Annotated in this window: 19 protein-coding genes and 1 tRNA gene; 4 read left to right on the top strand and 16 right to left on the bottom strand. The window is 43.3% G+C overall.

Annotated elements, in window-relative coordinates; all coding sequences use genetic code 11:
- Window positions 1–5: 5 nt before the first annotated feature.
- The 8 genes from ACXAC1_RS13900 to ACXAC1_RS13865 all read right to left on the bottom strand — a co-directional run bounded on the left by ACXAC1_RS13900 (window position 6) and on the right by ACXAC1_RS13865 (window position 7,769).
- Window positions 6–488 (bottom strand): chemotaxis protein CheW, encoded by a 483-nt coding sequence (locus ACXAC1_RS13900; protein ID WP_228191177.1) that lies wholly within the window; start codon window positions 486–488, stop codon window positions 6–8.
- Window positions 466–2,676 carry a chemotaxis protein CheA gene (locus tag ACXAC1_RS13895; protein ID WP_475062177.1) on the bottom strand — a complete coding sequence of 737 codons (2,211 nt, stop codon included), beginning with the start codon at window positions 2,674–2,676 and terminating at the stop codon, window positions 466–468. Before ACXAC1_RS13895 ends, ACXAC1_RS13900 begins: the two co-directional genes overlap by 23 nt.
- Window positions 2,677–2,711: 35 nt before the next feature.
- Window positions 2,712–3,077: a response regulator gene (locus tag ACXAC1_RS13890; protein ID WP_133563824.1), complete on the bottom strand. Its 366-nt coding sequence runs from the start codon at window positions 3,075–3,077 to the stop codon at window positions 2,712–2,714.
- A gap of 8 nt (window positions 3,078–3,085) precedes the next feature.
- The gene (locus ACXAC1_RS13885) at window positions 3,086–4,750 is read right to left on the bottom strand and encodes an ATP-binding SpoIIE family protein phosphatase (RefSeq protein WP_475062175.1); all 1,665 of its coding nucleotides are present in this window, start codon (window positions 4,748–4,750) and stop codon (window positions 3,086–3,088) included.
- A gap of 9 nt (window positions 4,751–4,759) precedes the next feature.
- Window positions 4,760–5,041, bottom strand: coding sequence for an STAS domain-containing protein (locus tag ACXAC1_RS13880; RefSeq protein WP_475062174.1), 282 nt, complete (start codon window positions 5,039–5,041; stop codon window positions 4,760–4,762).
- A 19-nt stretch (window positions 5,042–5,060) separates the two neighbouring features.
- Window positions 5,061–6,212, bottom strand: coding sequence for a methyl-accepting chemotaxis protein (locus ACXAC1_RS13875; RefSeq protein ID WP_475062173.1), 1,152 nt, complete (start codon window positions 6,210–6,212; stop codon window positions 5,061–5,063).
- A gap of 355 nt (window positions 6,213–6,567) precedes the next feature.
- Entirely contained in the window at window positions 6,568–7,581 is a 1,014-nt protein-coding gene (locus ACXAC1_RS13870) for an MFS transporter (protein ID WP_475062172.1), read from the bottom strand.
- A complete protein-coding gene (locus ACXAC1_RS13865) occupies window positions 7,557–7,769 on the bottom strand; it encodes a hypothetical protein (protein WP_475062170.1) in 213 nt (70 codons plus the stop codon). The genes ACXAC1_RS13870 and ACXAC1_RS13865 overlap by 25 nt, the downstream gene beginning before the upstream one ends.
- A gap of 111 nt (window positions 7,770–7,880) precedes the next feature.
- On the opposite strand from ACXAC1_RS13865, the gene ACXAC1_RS13860 reads away from it, so the two are divergent.
- A complete protein-coding gene (locus tag ACXAC1_RS13860; RefSeq protein WP_475062168.1) occupies window positions 7,881–8,795 on the top strand; it encodes a LysR family transcriptional regulator in 915 nt (304 codons plus the stop codon).
- A 71-nt stretch (window positions 8,796–8,866) separates the two neighbouring features.
- Here ACXAC1_RS13860 and ACXAC1_RS13855 read toward each other — a convergent pair.
- Both ACXAC1_RS13855 and uvrB read right to left on the bottom strand, forming a co-directional pair.
- Window positions 8,867–8,943 (bottom strand) — tRNA-Val (locus ACXAC1_RS13855).
- A gap of 97 nt (window positions 8,944–9,040) precedes the next feature.
- On the bottom strand, window positions 9,041–11,074 hold the full coding sequence (gene uvrB, locus ACXAC1_RS13850) for an excinuclease ABC subunit UvrB (protein WP_475062166.1): 2,034 nt from the start codon (window positions 11,072–11,074) through the stop codon (window positions 9,041–9,043).
- 204 nt (window positions 11,075–11,278) lie between these two features.
- Between uvrB and ACXAC1_RS13845 the strand changes: the two genes are divergently transcribed.
- Together ACXAC1_RS13845 and ACXAC1_RS13840 are read left to right on the top strand one after the other, a co-directional pair.
- Complete coding sequence (locus tag ACXAC1_RS13845; protein WP_475062164.1) at window positions 11,279–12,148, top strand: MBL fold metallo-hydrolase; 870 nt, start codon at window positions 11,279–11,281, stop codon at window positions 12,146–12,148.
- Between the two features lie 8 nt (window positions 12,149–12,156).
- The gene (locus ACXAC1_RS13840; RefSeq protein WP_475062162.1) at window positions 12,157–13,875 is read left to right on the top strand and encodes a SulP family inorganic anion transporter; all 1,719 of its coding nucleotides are present in this window, start codon (window positions 12,157–12,159) and stop codon (window positions 13,873–13,875) included.
- Between the two features lie 39 nt (window positions 13,876–13,914).
- Here ACXAC1_RS13840 and ACXAC1_RS13835 read toward each other — a convergent pair whose 3' ends face one another.
- From ACXAC1_RS13835 to ihfB, 5 genes are all read right to left on the bottom strand, one after another.
- Window positions 13,915–14,196, bottom strand: coding sequence for a ComEA family DNA-binding protein (locus ACXAC1_RS13835; RefSeq protein ID WP_475062160.1), 282 nt, complete (start codon window positions 14,194–14,196; stop codon window positions 13,915–13,917).
- Between the two features lie 100 nt (window positions 14,197–14,296).
- Window positions 14,297–15,004 carry an orotidine-5'-phosphate decarboxylase gene (gene pyrF / locus ACXAC1_RS13830; RefSeq protein ID WP_475062158.1) on the bottom strand — a complete coding sequence of 236 codons (708 nt, stop codon included), beginning with the start codon at window positions 15,002–15,004 and terminating at the stop codon, window positions 14,297–14,299.
- 22 nt (window positions 15,005–15,026) lie between these two features.
- Window positions 15,027–16,199, bottom strand: a complete 1,173-nt coding sequence (lapB, locus tag ACXAC1_RS13825) for a lipopolysaccharide assembly protein LapB (protein ID WP_475062156.1) — start codon at window positions 16,197–16,199, stop codon at window positions 15,027–15,029.
- 3 nt (window positions 16,200–16,202) lie between these two features.
- A complete protein-coding gene (locus ACXAC1_RS13820; protein ID WP_475062154.1) occupies window positions 16,203–16,523 on the bottom strand; it encodes a lipopolysaccharide assembly protein LapA domain-containing protein in 321 nt (106 codons plus the stop codon).
- A gap of 67 nt (window positions 16,524–16,590) precedes the next feature.
- A complete protein-coding gene (ihfB, locus tag ACXAC1_RS13815; RefSeq protein WP_475062152.1) occupies window positions 16,591–16,893 on the bottom strand; it encodes an integration host factor subunit beta in 303 nt (100 codons plus the stop codon).
- 209 nt (window positions 16,894–17,102) lie between these two features.
- On the opposite strand from ihfB, the gene ppa reads away from it, so the two are divergent.
- Window positions 17,103–17,633, top strand: coding sequence for an inorganic diphosphatase (ppa, locus tag ACXAC1_RS13810; protein WP_475062150.1), 531 nt, complete (start codon window positions 17,103–17,105; stop codon window positions 17,631–17,633).
- 81 nt (window positions 17,634–17,714) lie between these two features.
- Here ppa and trxB read toward each other — a convergent pair whose 3' ends face one another.
- Window positions 17,715–18,671, bottom strand: coding sequence for a thioredoxin-disulfide reductase (gene trxB / locus ACXAC1_RS13805; protein WP_475062149.1), 957 nt, complete (start codon window positions 18,669–18,671; stop codon window positions 17,715–17,717).
- Window positions 18,672–18,726 lie beyond the last annotated feature (55 nt).

Genomic DNA, 18,726 nt, shown 5'->3' with positions numbered 1-18,726 from the left:
GCTGACTAGGCAGTTTCAAACAATCCTAATTCATCACTGGAAATAAGCGCCTCGATATCCACGATGATGACCATGTGATCTTCAAGTGTCGCTAAGCCATGTAAATATTTACTATCAAACGCAACACCAAACTCTGGGGCTGGCTTTACTTCTTCATCTTCGAGATTCATCACATCCGAAACACCATCTACCACGATCCCTACGATGCGCTCGTGGATATTCAACATGATGACAATGGTCCACTCATTGTAAGTGGGCTCTCCAATTCCAAATTTAATACGTAGATCAATAATCGGAACAATATCACCACGAAGGTTTATCACCCCTTTTATAAAATCAGGAGCGTTAGCAATTTTCGTCGTTGCTTCATAACCGCGAATTTCTTTAACGGTCATAATGTCTAGAGCATATGTTTCATCGCCTAGAACAAATGTTAAAAACTCTCTTGTTGGCATTGTTGAAGCACTACCCTGCTGCTCTGACGGCATAAGATGCCCCTCCCAAATCTGAACTAATAAACTGTGTCAATGAATCGACATCCAGAATAAGTGCGACGCCACCGTCACCCATGATGGTGGCCCCTGCAACGCCATCTACACGACGGTAGTGGCGCTCTAAACTCTTAATAACCACTTGTTGTTGCCCAACCAAAGTATCGACCACAAGTCCAAAGCGGCTCTTGGCAGTTTCAACCAACACAATGATGGATTCAGATAAATCCAGTTGATCGATACTTTCCGCACGGCCGCCAAGCACACGGCCAATATCAACCAAAGGCCAATACTCCTCGCGAGCCCACAAAATCTTGCTGCCTTTGATAACTCGAATTTGTTCTGGCATCGGCTGAATGCTTTCCACAATATTCACCAAAGGAACAACAAATATTTGCTGTTCAGCTTCAACACACATCCCATCTAGAATCGCCAGCGTCAAAGGTAAGCTAATAACAAACTCTGTGCCCACACCTTCAGAAGAATTGATTTCTACTCGGCCACCAAGGGATTCGATATTGCGACGAACCACATCCATGCCTACCCCACGACCAGACACATCTGTAACCTCTGCTGCTGTTGAAAAGCCCGGCGCAAAAATCAACTGCCAAACCGCCTCATCAGTCAAAGGATCTGGAAGCTCTATACCTTTTTCTTCAGCTTTCGCAACGATTCGATCTCGGTTTAGCCCAGCGCCATCATCTAATATTGAAATGACAATTTCGCCACCTTTCTGTACAGCAGATAGACGAACTGTTCCTTTTTCTACTTTACCCGCAGCTTTACGCACCTCTGGCTTTTCGATGCCGTGATCGACACTGTTACGGATAAGATGAGTCAACGGGTCCGAAATTTTCTCGACTAAGTTTTTGTCAATCTCAGTGCTAGCTCCTTCGATCACCAGCTCAATTTGCTTATCCATTTTGACTGAGAGGTCTCGAACCAACCTAGGAAATCGGTTGAAAACAAATGAGATGGGCAGCATTCGAACCGACATAACCGCCTCTTGGATCTCTCGAGTATTACGCTCAAGTTCCGCTAAAGCTCCCATCATTTTTTCAGCAACACTTTCCTGAACTTCGTTGCCGATTAAATTTAGCATGGACTGAGTGATCACCAGCTCACCGACAAGGTTCACTAATTTATCAATCTTAACGGTTTCTACACGTATACTCGTGGCTTCAGAGCTTTTCGCTTCCGCTGGTTTAGAGGCTGGCTTAGCCTTAGATTTTCTAGGTGTAGTTTTCCTGGCTGGCTCGTCTTTTTCTTTGGGATAAAGGCCATAGCCTTGTTTGTCGTCGATCTTATCCTGCTCATGTCGAGCCTTCATCGACTCGTCAAAAAAACCAAAACCATCGTCTTTATCGCCAACACCTGAAGGGGTCGTTGCAGTGCTGCTGTCTGAATCTTTGGAGTCAACATCAGTACTATCGACATCATCAGGCTCAGACTCAAAGAAGCCAAACCCTTCTATTTCATCGTCGTCTGTTTTCTTCTCCAGCGTTGGCGCTGCCGGTGCATCATCGAAAAAGCCAAAGCCGTCATTACTGTCATCAGATGACGAGTCTAAGGTCTCATCAAAGAAACCAAATCCTTGATCGTCCTCGTCTGAGTGACTGGATGCTAAGACACTTATGTCTTCATCAAAGAAACCAAAACCATCCTCGTCATCGCTATCATCTGATTGGTCAAAAAAGCCGAAACCTTCCTCTGCTTCTGAAGCTTCTTCACCGCCCGACTCAACCTGTTGAACATCTGAATCTAATTCAGCCTGACTGTTTCCTACTTGACCACTCATTGCGAGATCAAGTTCTTTTTCTAATATCGTTTTGTTTGTTTCAACTACATCCCAATCGATCTCTTCATCGTTACGATAGCTGTGCAAGATATCCTTCAAGACATCAACGGTTTCCAGTAAAACCGTGATCAACTCATTGGTCAGCGATAGCTCTTCATTCCTCGCTCTGTCCAGCATGTTTTCCATGACATGCGTCAGCCCAGTCATTGCGGTAAAGCCAAAAATAGCACTACCACCTTTAATGGAATGGGCTGCACGGAATACACTGTTCAGATCTTCTATATCAGGATAATCCACGTCGTAATCCAATAACATGGTTTCCATCGTTTCGAGATGCTCCTGAGCTTCTTCGAAGAACGCTTCATTAAACTGACTTAGGTTATCCATCTTACACTCCGAACGACTGTAGTAAGTGACTCAGATTAACGTAGTACTTTCGAAACCACTTCGAGCAGTTTTTTCGGGTCAAACGGTTTAACCATCCATCCAGTAGCACCGGCCGCTTTACCTTTTTGCTTCATCATATCGCTCGCTTCTGTCGTTAACACAATCAAAGGAGTTCGAGCGTAAGAAGGCATTGCTCTTAGAGACTTGATCAGTGTAATACCGTCCATATTAGGCATGTTTTGATCCGTCAGCACGAAGTCGTAACGTTCTGCTTTGCAGAAATTCAAGGCTTCTTGGCCGTCTTTCGCAGCCTTAACAGAATACCCAGCCCCTTTTAACGTCATCTCAACCATTTGGCGTACAGACGGTGAATCATCAACAATAAGCAGTTTCTTGCTCATAACTTCCTCTAATATTCTAAAGTCACATGGGTTGTATTTGTGTGTTTATCGTATTTAAACGAATGACTCAAAGACGAAACTAGTTTAAGACCACGCCCATGAGCTAAATCACTTGATTCGTTATCATTGCTTAAATTTTTTAATTCATAGCCATTACCGCTATCGGATAAAAATATATCAAGCGTCCGCGTCGGCTCCTGCCATTTAATTTGGATTGAAGCCTTATCCGATGCTGCTATTGTTGATTGCTTCTCTTCCCTCATCGAGAGATAAGCAATAAAATCTTCTTCTTTCAGGTATGATGGAATATTAAAGATCCCATGGTCTACGGCATTTATCAGTAACTCGGTTACTACAGTAAAAACTTTCTGGCAGAACGCTTTATTAAAGCCGTAAGAAGCAAGCAGTTCAGATAGGCTAAAAACAAACTTGTCATTGTTCAACGAAGCTCCAGTCAAAACAAAGTCAAAGTTAAATGACCCGGGAAGCACCTCTTCTTCTTGCTCCACTTGCTTGAGCTCTTCTTTCAAGCGTTCAAGATCTAAGACGGCTAACGTCATATCGTCATGATCATTGAATTCATTCACGAACTGTTCGCAGTCATGCATTTTGCCTAATAGGCCTTGAAGATCATCTAGATGAGTAGCGATAATATCGTAAGCCTCATCAAATGAAATATTTCTCCCTTCAATGGCTTTATTCTCAATTAAGCCATCACTAAACATCGCTATCTTGCTGACTTTATCGAGCTCAAAAACTTCCATTTTTGTACTAATAACCTCATCAGGCAGTATACCGATCGCCAAGTTTTTTGAGGTAACTTTTGTCAGGCCTCCATTCTTATCAAACATAAGTAATGCAGGCATGCCGCCATTCCACACCCTAATTGAATTATCTGACAGCGATAGCTCTAGTAGAATAGCGGCGACAAACCTGTTTTGAGGAATGCATTGATTATGTTTCGCACTTAGCTCTTTAAGAATGGCCCCTAATGATAAGCCTTTTGACACCATGGCAGAAAAAGTAGAAACCATGGGATATATTGTTAAGGCAGCAGCCATTCCATGCCCGGTGGCATCAGCGAGCAGAACAATCAGATTACCGTTAGGGGCTTTTGCAGAAAGAATCATATCACCGCAAAAACGCCCTGAAGAGCGAATCGCAACGTCCAGCCCATCTATCTTTGAAGTATGCACATCCAGAATGTGGTTATAAACATAATGAGCAAGCCCTTCTTCTTGTTCTTTCTCATGAGCTATCTTTTGATACATTTCATTCGCATCGAATAATGCTTTTTCAGTGACATAGTTGCGAATAAAACTACCTACTCTGCTCGCTAATAAAACTGGGTGAATAGGTTTATTAATAAAATCTCGTACGCCAAGGTCAAAAAATTCTGACATCCTATCTTGATCATAATCTGCCGTCATTATCAGTATGGGAACCAAAGGCCGACTAAGTCTTAATTTTTTTACCAAGGCTACTGAGTCGCCATCTGGTAGATACACATCTAATAAATAAAGCTTTATCTCAGTCTGCTCTATCAGTTTCTCTGCTTCGGCCAATGAACTAGCTAATACAGTTTTGATATCGTGGGCTGACAAGGATTCTGATACAATGACTTGTGTAGTCAGGTCGTCCTCAAGAATCAAAACTGTATCTTCAGCAAACATAATTTTTACCTATTCATAATCAAACAAGGTATTAAAATTTGCCATATCCAATATGTCTTTTGCTGTGCCTGACACATTTCGAATACATCCTTTCCCACCTTCAGCCGCAATCTTTCGATGCAGCAACACCATCATCCCTAACGCTGACGAATCAATGTATGAAACTCGCGAGAAATCTAAAACAATATAGTTTGTTTTCCCCAACGCACTTTCATAATTTTCTGTAAACCATTTATGAGTACTAAAATCAAAGCGCTCTGGAACACTAATGACTTCTGATGTTTGAGTCATACCATTACCCTCTAATACATTAAAATAAATCAATATCACCGCTATCAACATCTTGCTGCGAAACCGGGTTATGACGCTCCTGGCTACGGACCTTGATTTGTTCAAGCTTGTCTTTTAAAACATGCTCTAAATCTTCAAAGGAAGTGTGTTTAATCGTCTCTAGATGCTCAGAAATGAAAACTAAAGTTTCAATCGTATACTCAATATTTTGCCTATTAATGTCGTCAAACTGCAAACCTCTGGTAGCGCCAAAGATTGCGTCCTCTATTGAATTAGAAAGTTCATTGAGCTGCATTGTAACAATTGAATCGCTTTTCGCTTTTTCTACAATATGACTCAAAACCTTTTGCATAGTGCGCTTAGACTCCATAATGTAGGTCACATCGTGGGCAGCTAAACTCTCCATAGATTTCGTTAGATCCGTTACTTGGTCTTGTATCTTTTGTAGTTGTGTTTGAATCGCAACACTAAAACCTGCTGACCGATTAGAAAGTGTTCTAACTTCATCTGCCACGACAGCAAAGCCTCGACCTGCTTCACCTGCTCGAGCTGCTTCAATGGCTGCATTAAGGGCCAGTAGGTTAGTCTGCTCAGCAATATCATCAATATCCTTCAAAGCCTTAGTTACAACTGGCATTTCATCGTGTATGTCACTCACTTTGCTTAACAAGTCCATGGATTCAGCAGACATCTCCACGGTGGTATTTATGAATCGATCTAAGGTTTTGGAAGTTTGGTCAGCGAATTCTTGCATAACTTCGCTGTACGAACGTGATCCATCATCACTGTCGTTAATCAAGGAGTGAATACAGTCAGACTGCTCATTAATTAAGCGATGAGTTGTTTCAAATGATTCGCTCAGTAGCTCAATTGCACTTTTTTGAGTTGTTAACACATTATCTAAATCATCACCGCATACTTCCAAAATGGGAACCAGCTCATCATGAAACAGTTTTTGGGCATCGTGCTTTTCAACACTTTCTGTATTTTTTTCTGAGATATCATCCAATGAGTCTGAAGCAACGTAACGACTATTTGCGGTACGGCTCAGGAAAATGAGCAATACTCCTGATAACGCCATTACCAACAAAGCAGGCCAAAAAAATTGGGAAAGTGCCAATGTCATTGCAACTATGACAGCAAATGCCTGTATCAAAAACAGTTTCAGCATACCAATTCCTTAAAGTTCAATTATGAGTATTGTGCTCAGCACATTAATTACTCGTCCATTACCGACCATGGTTAGAGGTTATGACTTTTATGCAATGAATTCATCTATTTATAACGAAACATTACAATATTTGCCCTCATATTTTTTATGTTTTTTACTTACACCACAACAAATTACACAAGCACTGATGACTGTCACACAACATACGACAACTGCACAAACTTTTACATAGTTAAGAAGACGCAACGGTAAAAGCAAAAAAGGACTTACAGAAGCACTTATCATAGCGTAGCTCAATGTTCGTATATTTTGAAATATGCCTACTTAATTTAACTGTACTTATATTAAGCATTGGTTAGGACTCAGGCATTAGATCTGATTGCGATATATTTTTAGAAGCAGATATCCAATTCAAATGTAGAGTGATTCCAACCAATAAAATGGCCGCAGCACTTAAAATAACAAAAAGACCACTAATGCTACTGGTATGATGCTGAATCCCCCCTGCGACAAGATTTCCTAATGCTCCTCCCAGCCCAAAAGCAACCATTCCAATACCATTTATTTGCATCGTCACTTTTGATGAATATGTCTTATTTACCCAACCAGCTAAAATACCCCATACAGGGAAGTACATCGCACCATAGCAAACAGCCATCAGATAGACTGTTTTTTCTGGCTTAACCATGAACAAAATATTACCGACCAGAAAACCAATAAAGATAGCTGCTAGTGAAAACAAAGCCCCTTTTATATCTGCTAACCTTCCTATGAAAATGCCTGACAACATGCCTGAAACACCAACTAAAAGCCACGCAGTTCCACCGACAGTTGAGGGTAGTAAAAGCTCTTCTAAATAGAGGTTTAACCATGTAGAGAAGGGCATAGAGGAAAACCCAACGACACCTAAAATCATAGTAGAGGCTCGGGCAACGCGTTCGGTAAATATGGCATGTATTAATTTTTTAGAAGTTAAAGGAATCACTTGATTAGAGAGGACCATTTCATCAACCAGAGCGCGCGAACTAGACTTTCCCTTTCTCAAAGCCAGATAAGTCATTAAAACACTGACTATTGCCATTGAGCCCGCCACAAGCCACGCTCCCTCCCATCCCCATAAAGGAACAATCAATAGAAGCAGTAAACCGTTTACACCATAGCCCCATGCCGTTCCGCTTGAGGCAATCGAAAGGTGAGTGGACCTCTCCTCCGTCTTACTGTGCCGAGCAATCAATTCAACAATGCCTCCCCAGCAAATAGAAGCGCTGATGGCCATGAGGAAAAGACCTAGCATTATCAGCATCGGGGACTGAATAAACATCATGCTAAAAAGGATACTAGCGGTTAATAACCCACTAACAAGCAGCAACTTATTTGACGGTAGCTTGTGCCCCAAACTCCCAAAAGCGCAGCACCTATTAAATATGACATCTGACTACCAGCACCAATAATGGCAAGATGCCACGCTTCAATGCCCATATCTGCTTGCATTTCAGGTACCAGCGCAACAAATAAAAACAGGCCAAAACCGTGACTTACAACTTGGTTAAACGCCATTAACGCATCCATCCCCATACTCACCCCCACCAAATAATGCTTTTCAAAAGCTGACTTTTAATTGATGAAAGGAATTTAGAGGAATGCACATTTTCAATAAATCGAATAATATTGAAATCTACATTCGCTTTTATCGAAATCTTAAGAGTAGACACATTACTTATGCGCGACTTACCGATTCACCTTCTACGAACATTTTTAATGGTCGCTAAAACATTGAACTTAACAGAAGCTTCAAAGCACCTGCATAAGGCTCCCTCCACCATAAGCATGCAGCTAAGCCGCTTAGAAGAGCTTGTTGGGAGCACTCTAATGGAACGCGGTCAACATGGGGTTAGATTGACTCCAGCAGGATTGCAACTCACAGCTCATGCACAACAACTCCTGAATTTACATGATCAAATCGTTGGCTCATTTCAAAATATGGGAATTAACGGCGCCGTTCGCCTAGGCAGTCATGACCAATACGCAACTAGAACCTTATCTCCATTGCTGCAAGAGTTTGTTCTCAGTTACCCAGAGGTTGAACTAGAAGTATTTTGCGATCACAGTCCAGTAACTCTTATAAAACGACTAGAAAAAGGCTTACTTGATATTGCTTTAGTTGAAATGATGGCAGATAGCGATGGTGGTATTCGATTAAGAAGGGACGCGTTAGTATGGATTGGATCAAGGGATCATAACCTCGCTGGTCAACGACCTCTTCCGCTTGCGGTTTTCGATGAAGGCTGCAACCACAGACATCATGCTATCCATTTACTGGAGGAAGCTGATATTGCTTACAGAGTGGCATTCACAAGTCAAAGTCGGGCTGGTGTGCTTGCAGCAGTCAGAGCAGGAATCGGCATAGGAATCATCCCACTACACACCCTAGAAGATGATTTAGTCATCCTACATAAAGGGCTTCCCCCCCTTCCAGAAACAGAATTAGCACTTTTTACAGCCAAAAATATTAATGAAGCAACCAAACGACTAGAGCGCATTATCTTAGACAGCCCAGTATTCAATTCGATAGGGAGCACTTAGTCAGAGAAACATGAAACAAAGGAGATAGAAACAAAAAAGCCGAGCTTGGCGCTCGGCTTTTTTGTAAATTCTGGTAGGTCTAAGCAGATTCGAACTGCTGACCTCTACCATGTCAAGGTAGCGCTCTAACCAACTGAGCTATAGACCTAGAAAGTGATGGCTATTATACGCAGCACTTTTACCAGTTCAAGCACTTTAAATAAAATTTTAAGTATTTGTTTTTAAACGGTGAATGAAGGGAAAATTCAACCCTCTCCTACCTCTTTTAATTTCTTCTGCAAAACGCGGATTTGATCACGGTAGCCTGCAGCAAGTTCAAACTGAAGCTCTTCTGAAGCAAGCGTCATTTCTTTCTGCAGCTGAACAATGGCTTTACGCACTTCAGCCACATCATCCATGTTTTCAATTTGGTAATCTTTGACTTTCTCGGCTACTTTACGTGTTTGCTTGCCTTTATTTCGACCACCTGCACCTGGGTTGTAAGCCCCCTCAAGTATGTCTTCTACCGATTTGTTAATACCTTTTGGCACAATGCCATGCTCTTCGTTGAAGGCTTCTTGTTTCGCGCGGCGTCGAATGGTTTCATCCATCGCACGCTGCATCGAGCCGGTAATACGATCGGCATACAAAATTGCTTTACCGTTAACGTTACGTGCCGCACGACCAATAGTCTGAATTAGTGAGCGATCTGAACGTAAGAAGCCTTCTTTATCAGCATCTAAGATCGCCACCAAGCTGACTTCAGGAATATCCAGACCTTCTCGGAGCAGGTTAATACCCACTAGCACATCGAATTCACCGAGGCGTAGGTCGCGGATAATTTCTACACGTTCAACGGTATCAATATCCGAGTGCAGGTAACGCACACGGATACCGTGCTCATGTAAGTAATCGGTTAAGTCTTCCGCCATGCGCTTGGTTAACGTGGTCACCAACACACGCTCACCTTTCGGTAGACGAAGGTTAATTTCAGACAGCAAATCATCCACCTGTGTAGCGACAGGACGAACTTCTAACTCAGGGTCGACCAACCCCGTCGGACGAACGATTTGTTCCACCACCCAATCCTGATGCTGTTCTTCATATTTGCCCGGTGTCGCCGAGACAAAAATAGTCTGCGGCTTTATATGCTCCCATTCTTCAAACTTCATCGGACGGTTATCCAATGCTGAGGGCAAACGGAAGCCATACTCGACAAGGTTTTCTTTGCGGGAGCGGTCACCTTTATACATGGCACCAATTTGCGGCACAGTCACGTGGGATTCATCTATCACCAAAAGCGCATTTGCAGGCAAATAATCAAACAGTGTTGGCGGCGGCGCGCCTTCCGGTCGCCCAGAAAGGTATCGGGAGTAGTTTTCAACGCCTGAGCAGTACCCAAGCTCCTGCATCATTTCCAAATCATAGTTAGTGCGTTGCTCTAGGCGTTGCATCTCAACCAGTTTATTAAGTGACTTCAGCTGCTCAAGTCGAACATCTAATTCTTTTTTAATCTTTTCAATGGCTTCAAGAATGGTTTCGCGAGGCGTGACATAGTGGGTTTTCGGATAAATCGTAATCCGTGGCACTTTACGAAGGGTGCGATTGGTCAGTGGATCGAACACCGCCAAGTTATCCACTTCGTCATCGAACAGTTCAATACGTAGCGCTTCGTCTTCCGAGTCAGCTGGGAAGACATCGATCACATCGCCTCGCACCCGAAAGTTACCACGTTCAAACACCATATCATTACGTGTGTACTGAAGCTCTGCTAAGCGTCGTAAAATCGAACGCTGATCAATGCGATCACCACGATCAAGATGTAGCATCATTTTTAAATAGGACTGTGGATCACCCAAACCGTAAATCGCAGATACGGTCGCAACAATGATGACGTCTTCACGCTCCAAGAGCGCTTTGGTTGCCGACAGCCGCATCTGTTCAATGTGCTCATTTACCGATGCATCTTTTTCAATAAAGGTATCTGACGCGGCAACGTAGGCTTCGGGCTGATAATAGTCATAGTAGGAAACGAAGTACTCCACCGCGTTGTTCGGGAAGAACTCCTTGAATTCCCCGTAAAGCTGGGCGGCCAAAGTTTTATTATGCGCCATGATGATAGTCGGGCGTTTCACCTGAGCAATTACATTAGCAACTGTAAAAGTCTTACCTGAGCCAGTAACCCCCAGTAATGTTTGGTGCGCCAACCCTGCATCAACTCCTTGGACGAGCTTTTCAATAGCTTTTGGCTGATCTCCAGCTGGCAGATATTGCGAAACAACTTGAAATTCTTGCGACACTTTTACGCCCTATTCTTTTCATTCAGCGGTAGTTTAACAGAGTAACAAATTTCAACTTTTAGGTCTTACTCAAACTATGACATTAGAAAGAAAGAATATAAAAGCAAGCTTGAGTAGTCCAAATCGCTCTATCTAAGCAGTTGCTAATAAAGCACCCCTTATATATCATTAAGTAATAACCTTATAACCTAAAGAGGTATAACAATGTCTTTCCAACCTATTGTCAAAGCCTTCTTCGACGAAGCAACATTTACTGTTTCTTATGTAGTTGTTGATGAAGCGAGTAAACACTGCATCATTATTGACTCCGTATTAGATTACGATCATGCCTCTGGCCACACCTCAACCGCCTCAGCAGACGAAGTGATCAAATATGTTGAAAACGAATCATTATCCGTTAGCTGGATCTTAGAAACACATGTTCATGCTGACCACCTATCGGCTGCTCCGTATTTAAAAAAAGCGCTTGGAGGCAGAATTGTAATCGGCAACAACATTACTACGGTACAAAACACATTTGGCAAACTATTAAATGCTGAACCACAATTCGCCCGCGATGGTTCTCAGTTTGATCAGTTAGTACAAGAAGGTGATAAATTACCATTTGGCGACTTGAACGTTGAAGTATTGCACACCCCTGGCCATACGCCAGCCTGTGTCACCTACGTGATCGGCGACGCCGCATTCGTTGGCGACACACTCTTTATGCCAGACTATGGCACTGCGCGCTGTGATTTTCCTGGTGGCGATGCCGTAACCCTTTATCGCTCTATTCAGAAAATCTTTTCACTGCCTAATGAAACTCGCCTATTTATGTGTCATGACTATAAAGCCCCTGGCCGCGACAAATACATTTGGGAAACAACGGTTGCTGAGCAGAAATCATCTAACGTTCATATCCATGAAGGCATTTCTGAAGAGGCTTTTTGCCAGATGCGCACCAGCAAGGATGCCACTCTAGCCATGCCTCGTTTGATTTGGCCATCAGTGCAAGTCAATATGCGTGCTGGCGACCTCCCTCCAGAGGAAGAAAATGGTATGCGCTACCTAAAAACGCCGATCAATTTAGTTTAGGTATCGTAATGACTCGATTGAATCGTCTCATCCCCGCCAGTGTATGGTTAAAAGACTACACGCGAGCAGACATGCAAACCGACATGATGGCCAGTATTATCGTGACCATCATGTTAATCCCGCAGAGTTTGGCGTATGCCATGCTGGCGGGGTTACCACCAGCAGTAGGGCTCTATGCCAGTATTTTGCCACTGATTGCGTATGCATTATTTGGCTCTAGCCGAACTCTGGCCGTTGGACCCGTTGCCGTGGTTTCTATGATGACAGGCACGGCCGCGCTACAATTTGCTACACCGAATACAGCGGAATATCTCACAGTGGTTATCTTGTTGGCAGCGATTTCTGGGCTATTTTTGCTATTGATGGGGCTTTTCAAACTTGGCTTTTTGGCAAACCTTTTGAGCCATCCAGTGATCTCTGGCTTTATCAGTGCCAGCGCTATTTTAATCGCCTTGGGACAAGCAAAGCATATCTTAGGCATTCAGGCATCAGGACATAACCTAATCGAAATGCTGAAAACCATGTGGTACAACCTTTCTACCGCTAACCTAATAACCGTATGCATTGGCTTAGGTGCCATCGTCGTTTTATATCTACTTCGGCTATACTTCAAGCACATATTAATGGCTATTGGCCTCTCCCATCATCAAGCTCAATTAGCCTCTAAAGCAGGACCCGTTTTAGTGGTTGTTATCGCAACACTAATTGTCGCAGCCCTGCAGCTAAACAACTCAGGTGTTAAGATTGTAGGAGACGTACCAAGCGGCTTTCCACCACTTGCCTTACCTAACATGGATTTTCATTTAGCATTGGATTTACTACCCGCAGCCATCCTGATTAGCATTGTAGGCTTTGTTGAATCAGTATCTGTAGCTCAATCCTTCGCCGCAAAGCGTCGCCAAAGCATTGACCCAAACCAGGAACTGATAGGCCTAGGCGCAGCAAACCTTAGCTCCGCTTTTAGTGGAGGTTTTCCAGTCACTGGCGGCTTCTCTCGCTCTGTCGTTAGCTTTGATGCTGGCGCCAAAACGCCTATGACGGGCGTGTTTACAGCGATTTTGATTCTACTCACTTTAAGCTTTTTGACTGGCGCTTTTTACTATCTACCAAAAGCCGTTCTAGCCGCCACCATTATTGTCGCAGTACTACAGTTGATAGACCTAAAAGGTTTGATCGAAATTTGGCGTTATTCAAAACAAGACGCCAGCGCTTTGCTTGCGACGTTTTTGGTCGTGCTTTTAGCCGGAGTTGAGGCCGGAATCATCACTGGTGTGAGCCTATCGCTATTGCTATTTCTTTGGCATGCCAGCAACCCTCACATTGCTGTGGTTGGCCGCGTTGCTGGCACAGAACATTTTCGTAACGTTGAACGCTTTCAAGTAGAAACAACGAACGATTTATTGACCATACGAATCGATGAAAGCTTATTCTTCGCCAATGCTCGCGTGCTGGAAGATCGCATTACGCAATTGATCGCAAAAAATAAAGAAGTAAAGGACGTAGTACTGATGTGCACCGCAGTCAATATGATTGATGCAAGCGCCTTAGAGAGCCTTGAAATGATTTGTGAACGACTGCACTCCACAGGCATTCGCTTACACTTATCAGAAGTCAAAGGCCCAGTCATGGATAGATTAAAAGGCTCTACCTTAACCTCACATCTAAGCGGCAACATTTATCTAACTCAGAACCAAGCCTTCGAAGATATCTGCTCAAAAGAGGAGTGATCGCATGATCTCTCCTCTTTTAAACAACGTTGCAGACAGCTATGGTTCTGCGTCTTTTTTTACCTGAATCACTATACGGTTCTTATCCAATAACGATGGGCCAATTCCTTTCACCTTGACTAAGTCATCAATAGAAGCAAACGGCCCATTCGCATCGCGATAGGCCACGATTGCTTCCGCTTTGGAATTTCCAACACCAGATAACGCCATGGCTAACTGGTCAGCCGTTGCTGAGTTAATATCGAGCGGCTCAGCCGCGATTGAAAACATTGGAATTAAAATAAGACACAGCGCACAGGCGCGTTTTATGAAGTATAACATTGCATTCTCCTTATGCTGTTAGTTCGGCTTCATGCCAATAAAAAAACCGATCACTTAGGATCGGCTTTTAAAATAACACATTAACGAGCTAGCTCAAGTACTATGCAGTCACACCCAGCTCAGTATTGACCTGAGTTAATACAGCAATAGGATCTTCTGCTTTGGTAATCGGTCGCCCCATCACCAGGTAGTGACTACCTGCTTGCATCGCTTGTGCTGGCGTCATGATACGCTTTTGATCACCTTGGTCCGAGCCAGTAGGACGAATACCAGGTGTTACCAACACAAAGTCTTTACCGAGTGTTTCAGATAGCATTTCAGACTCTTGGGCCGAGCACACAACACCGTCCATACCTGAAGACTGAGCAAGTGTAGCAAGACGCTTAACATGGTCACGTGGCGATAGATCAATACCGATTTCTGAAAGATCTGTTTCATCCATACTGGTCAAAACAGTCACCGCAATCAAAAGTGTATTGTGATCTTGAATTTGCGCTAAGGCATTCGCTGACGCTTCCATCATGCGACGACCACCACTGGCATGGACGTTTACCATCCACACACCTTCTTTTGCTGCAACGGATACGGCATTCGCAACCGTGTTAGGAATATCGTGAAATTTAAGATCTAGAAATACATCAAAATCTAGCTTGTGCAATTCTTCTAAAATGGCTGGACCGGCTTTGGTAAACAACTCTTTACCAACTTTCACTCGACATAATTTAGGGTCTAAGCGCTTTGCCATCGCAGTAGCTTGATCGATTGTTGGGTAGTCTAACGCTACAACGATTGGGGATTGGCAACTCATTGATTTTCCTCTATATACTTTACTATTCACCCTCTAAACCGTGGATCGGCTTAACCGTTCCCCAGCTTTTACAACTAGGGCACTGCCAATGCAACTGATGGCCAGAAAAACCGCACTGGCGACATCTATGTTTTGGTTTAGAAGACGTTAATTGTTCTATTAGCCCATACAATACACTTAGGTTTTCTTGATCGTGTCCATGGGAGTCGGCACGCTGCATATCGATCAATTCTTGAAAGCCTTTTATAGTTGGGTGAGCTCTTAGTTGGGTTATTATAAACTGTTCCGCAAATTCTTTGTCATCGTGGGCGTAATGTTCGGTCAAAGCACGAATTAACGTCGCTGAAGGATGCATTTTAAGCTGCTCTTGTAAGAACTTAATATAGCCTCCGCTACTCCAAACCTTCTGGTAACAATCTCTTAATTTAGGTATCACAATTGGCAGGAACTCATGATCTTGGTCTGCCACAGACTTCAATTCTTTTATGGCATCCCGAAAACGCTTTTGCAGTATGTACAAATCAGCCAAACCAATGCTTGCTCGAACGCAATCCACATCCACATCAATCGCAGCCTTATATCTCTGAAATGCTTGCGTTAGCTGATCTTTTTTAGCCGCCTCTTCAGCCAGTTCACAATAAAAGTGGGCCAACCTTTGCGCTTGGCGACGATTTGGGAAATCTAGCTGTAATTGATGAGCAATGCTAATAGCCTTTTCCCAGCTTTGCTCGAATTCATACAGATCTACCAATAAAGTGAAGATTTCTTTTTGAAACTCGGTTTTTCTCGACGCTATATTCAATAGCAAACGTTCCGCGCGATCCAATAGCCCTGCAGACATAAAATCGCTGGCCAACTCAAGCTGTACTAAACGAGTATCACGGGGAGAAATATCAGGTCGAGCCATTAGGCTTTGATGAATATTAATGGCTTTTTGAATCTCGCCTTTCTTGCGAAACAAATTGCCTAATGTGAGGTGAATATCAAACGTATCCGAATTGACCTCAAGGGAGTCAACAAAAGCATCAATGGCTTCTGATTGTTGACCATTTAGTAAATGATTTAAGCCACGAAAATAATCATTGGGGACTTTTTTTAGTTCCTTGGGTGTTACGTCATGATTGCGGCGACGCCCTAATAGCCATCCAATAAACAAGGCTGCAAAGAGAACAACAAACAATACCCACTCGGTCAAGCGCTACTCCCGCTCAGCCAACTCAGGTGACAAATTCATTTTGCGTAAATTATCCATTTCCACTTGTTGCGTCAGAATACGCTTGTTTTGCTTACGAAGTCGGCGCTCAAGGCGCAACAGCAACACACCAGATGAAAGCAAAGCTAAAATAATTCCCGACGCAAAAGCAATAATAATATATAGCGCAATACTGAGCTCTGGAGCTTGCCACAAAACAAGATCCAAGGAGATTAGTTCGCCATTTCGTATAGCAAAGAAAAGACCTATAAACAAAAAGAAAGCTAATACAATAAGAAGTATAGCCCGCTTAAGCCACTTAAGCATAAAACACCCATCTAATGCGTTAATTAGTCTATTATGCCGCTGGTCAAAGAAAAATTCGATAGCAAAATTAGCTTAACTCTTCACTAAATGCGACAGAATTGACCAATTCACGCAATTCTTTACCAGGCTTAAAGTGCGGCACATATTTGGAGCCTAACTCAACAGACTCACCTGTCTTCGGATTGCGACCAACACGAGGCGCACGGTAATGCAGTGAGAAACTACCAAAACCACGAATCTCAATACGCTCGCCATTAGCAAGTGCTTCAGACATATGCTCCAGCATAGCCTTAACCGCCAACTCAACATCTTTAACTGGTAGATGAGGCTGCTGGTCTATAAGCATTTCTATCAGTTCAGATTTAGTCATCAGTGCCCTCTCGACTATAATTTGATCACACCTTTAGACTAGCTAAATTTAGAAAGAAAGCAATAACTTATGAACGAAATGCCTTATTTTTCATGGTTTTTTTGAGGCTATATATCGATTATTTCCGGTTAAACTTTGCTATGACTAGCATCCCAAAGTGTGAACTTCTATAATTGCCGCCATTCCTTAACATAATTGGAAATATAAAAATGAGCTTCAAAGACATCCCTGCTGGCCGCGATGTGCCAAACGATATCAACGTAATCATCGAAATCCCTGCTGAGGCAACCCCAGTTAAATACGAAGTAGACAAAGATATGGACGCGTTAGTAGTAGACCGTTTCATGACTGCGCCTATGTTCTACCCAGCGAACTACGGCTACGTAAACAACACGCTAGCTGACGACGGCGACCCAGTTGACGTTCTAGTGATCACTCCTTACCCAGTGGTTCCAGGCTCCGTCATTCGTTGCCGTCCAGTTGGCGTACTAAACATGTCTGACGAAGCAGGTATGGACGCTAAGCTTGTAGCAGTACCACACGAGAAGCTAAGCAAAGAATACAGTCACATCCAAGACGTGAACGATATCCCACAACTTCTACGTGACCAAATCGAGCACTTCTTCGAAAACTACAAGAAGCTTGAAAAAGGTAAGTGGGTTAAAGTTGAAGGCTGGGCGAATGCTGAAGAAGCTCGCAAAGCGCTAGTTGAAGGCGTAGAAGCTTACAACGCTCAGTAATCTTTCGATTACAATATGCATCAAAAAGCCGATCTACTAGATCGGCTTTTTTGTAATCAGACTTATAGTCTTTTATCTTTACTACGCTTCTAAATCATCTAGGTAACGCTCTGCGTCTAGGGCAGCCATACAACCAGTACCCGCAGAAGTGATCGCCTGACGGTAAATATGATCGCTCACATCGCCTGCAGCAAACACACCTTCGATGCTTGTTTGTGTCGCATTTCCTTTAGTGCCAGATTGAACAGTTAGGTAACCATCTTTCATATTCAGCTGACCAGCAAAGATATCCGTATTTGGCTTGTGACCAATCGCTACGAATAGACCAGCCACTGCAAGCTCTTTTGTTTCGCCAGTTTGGTTATTTTTAATACGAACACCAGTTACACCAGCATCATCGCCTAGCACTTCGTCCAGCTCGCTGTTCCATTCGATGTTCACGTTACCGTTCTGAGCTTTATCTAGGATTTTGTCCGCAAGGATTTTTTCTGAACGGAATTTATCACGACGGTGAATCACCGTTACCGACTTAGCAATGTTTGCAAGGTACAGCGCTTCTTCTACAGCCGTGTTACCACCACCGATAACGGCAACGTCTTGGTTACGATAGAAGAACCCATCACAGGTTGCACACGCTGATACGCCTTGGCCCATGAACTTCTGCTCACTTTCCATACCTAGGTATTGAGCACTTGCACCCGTTGCAATGATCAACGCATCACAAGTGTAGATACCGCTATCGCCTTCAAGACGGAAAGGACGATTCTGAAGATCCACCTTGTTCACATGATCAAATACGATCTCTGTTTCAAAACGCTCAGCGTGCTGACGCATACGCTCCATCAATTCAGGACCTTGAACACCCTGAACATCGCCAGGCCAGTTATCAACTTCTGTTGTTGTTGTCAGCTGACCACCCATTTGCATACCTGTAATCATTACCGGATTTAGGTTGGCGCGTGCTGCGTATACCGCTGCAGTGTAGCCTGCAGGGCCTGAGCCCAAGATCATTAATTTAGCGTGCTTAACATCGCTCATTTGGAATGCTCCTTAATTAGATATCCTAGCCGAGGTGTAATACGGCTTCGTTATG

The sequence above is a fragment of the Marinomonas sp. AWM4_232 genome, assembly GCF_056158325.1.
The sequence above is the reverse complement of the archived record's forward strand: the minus strand, read 5'-3'. Positions and strand labels throughout refer to the sequence as shown.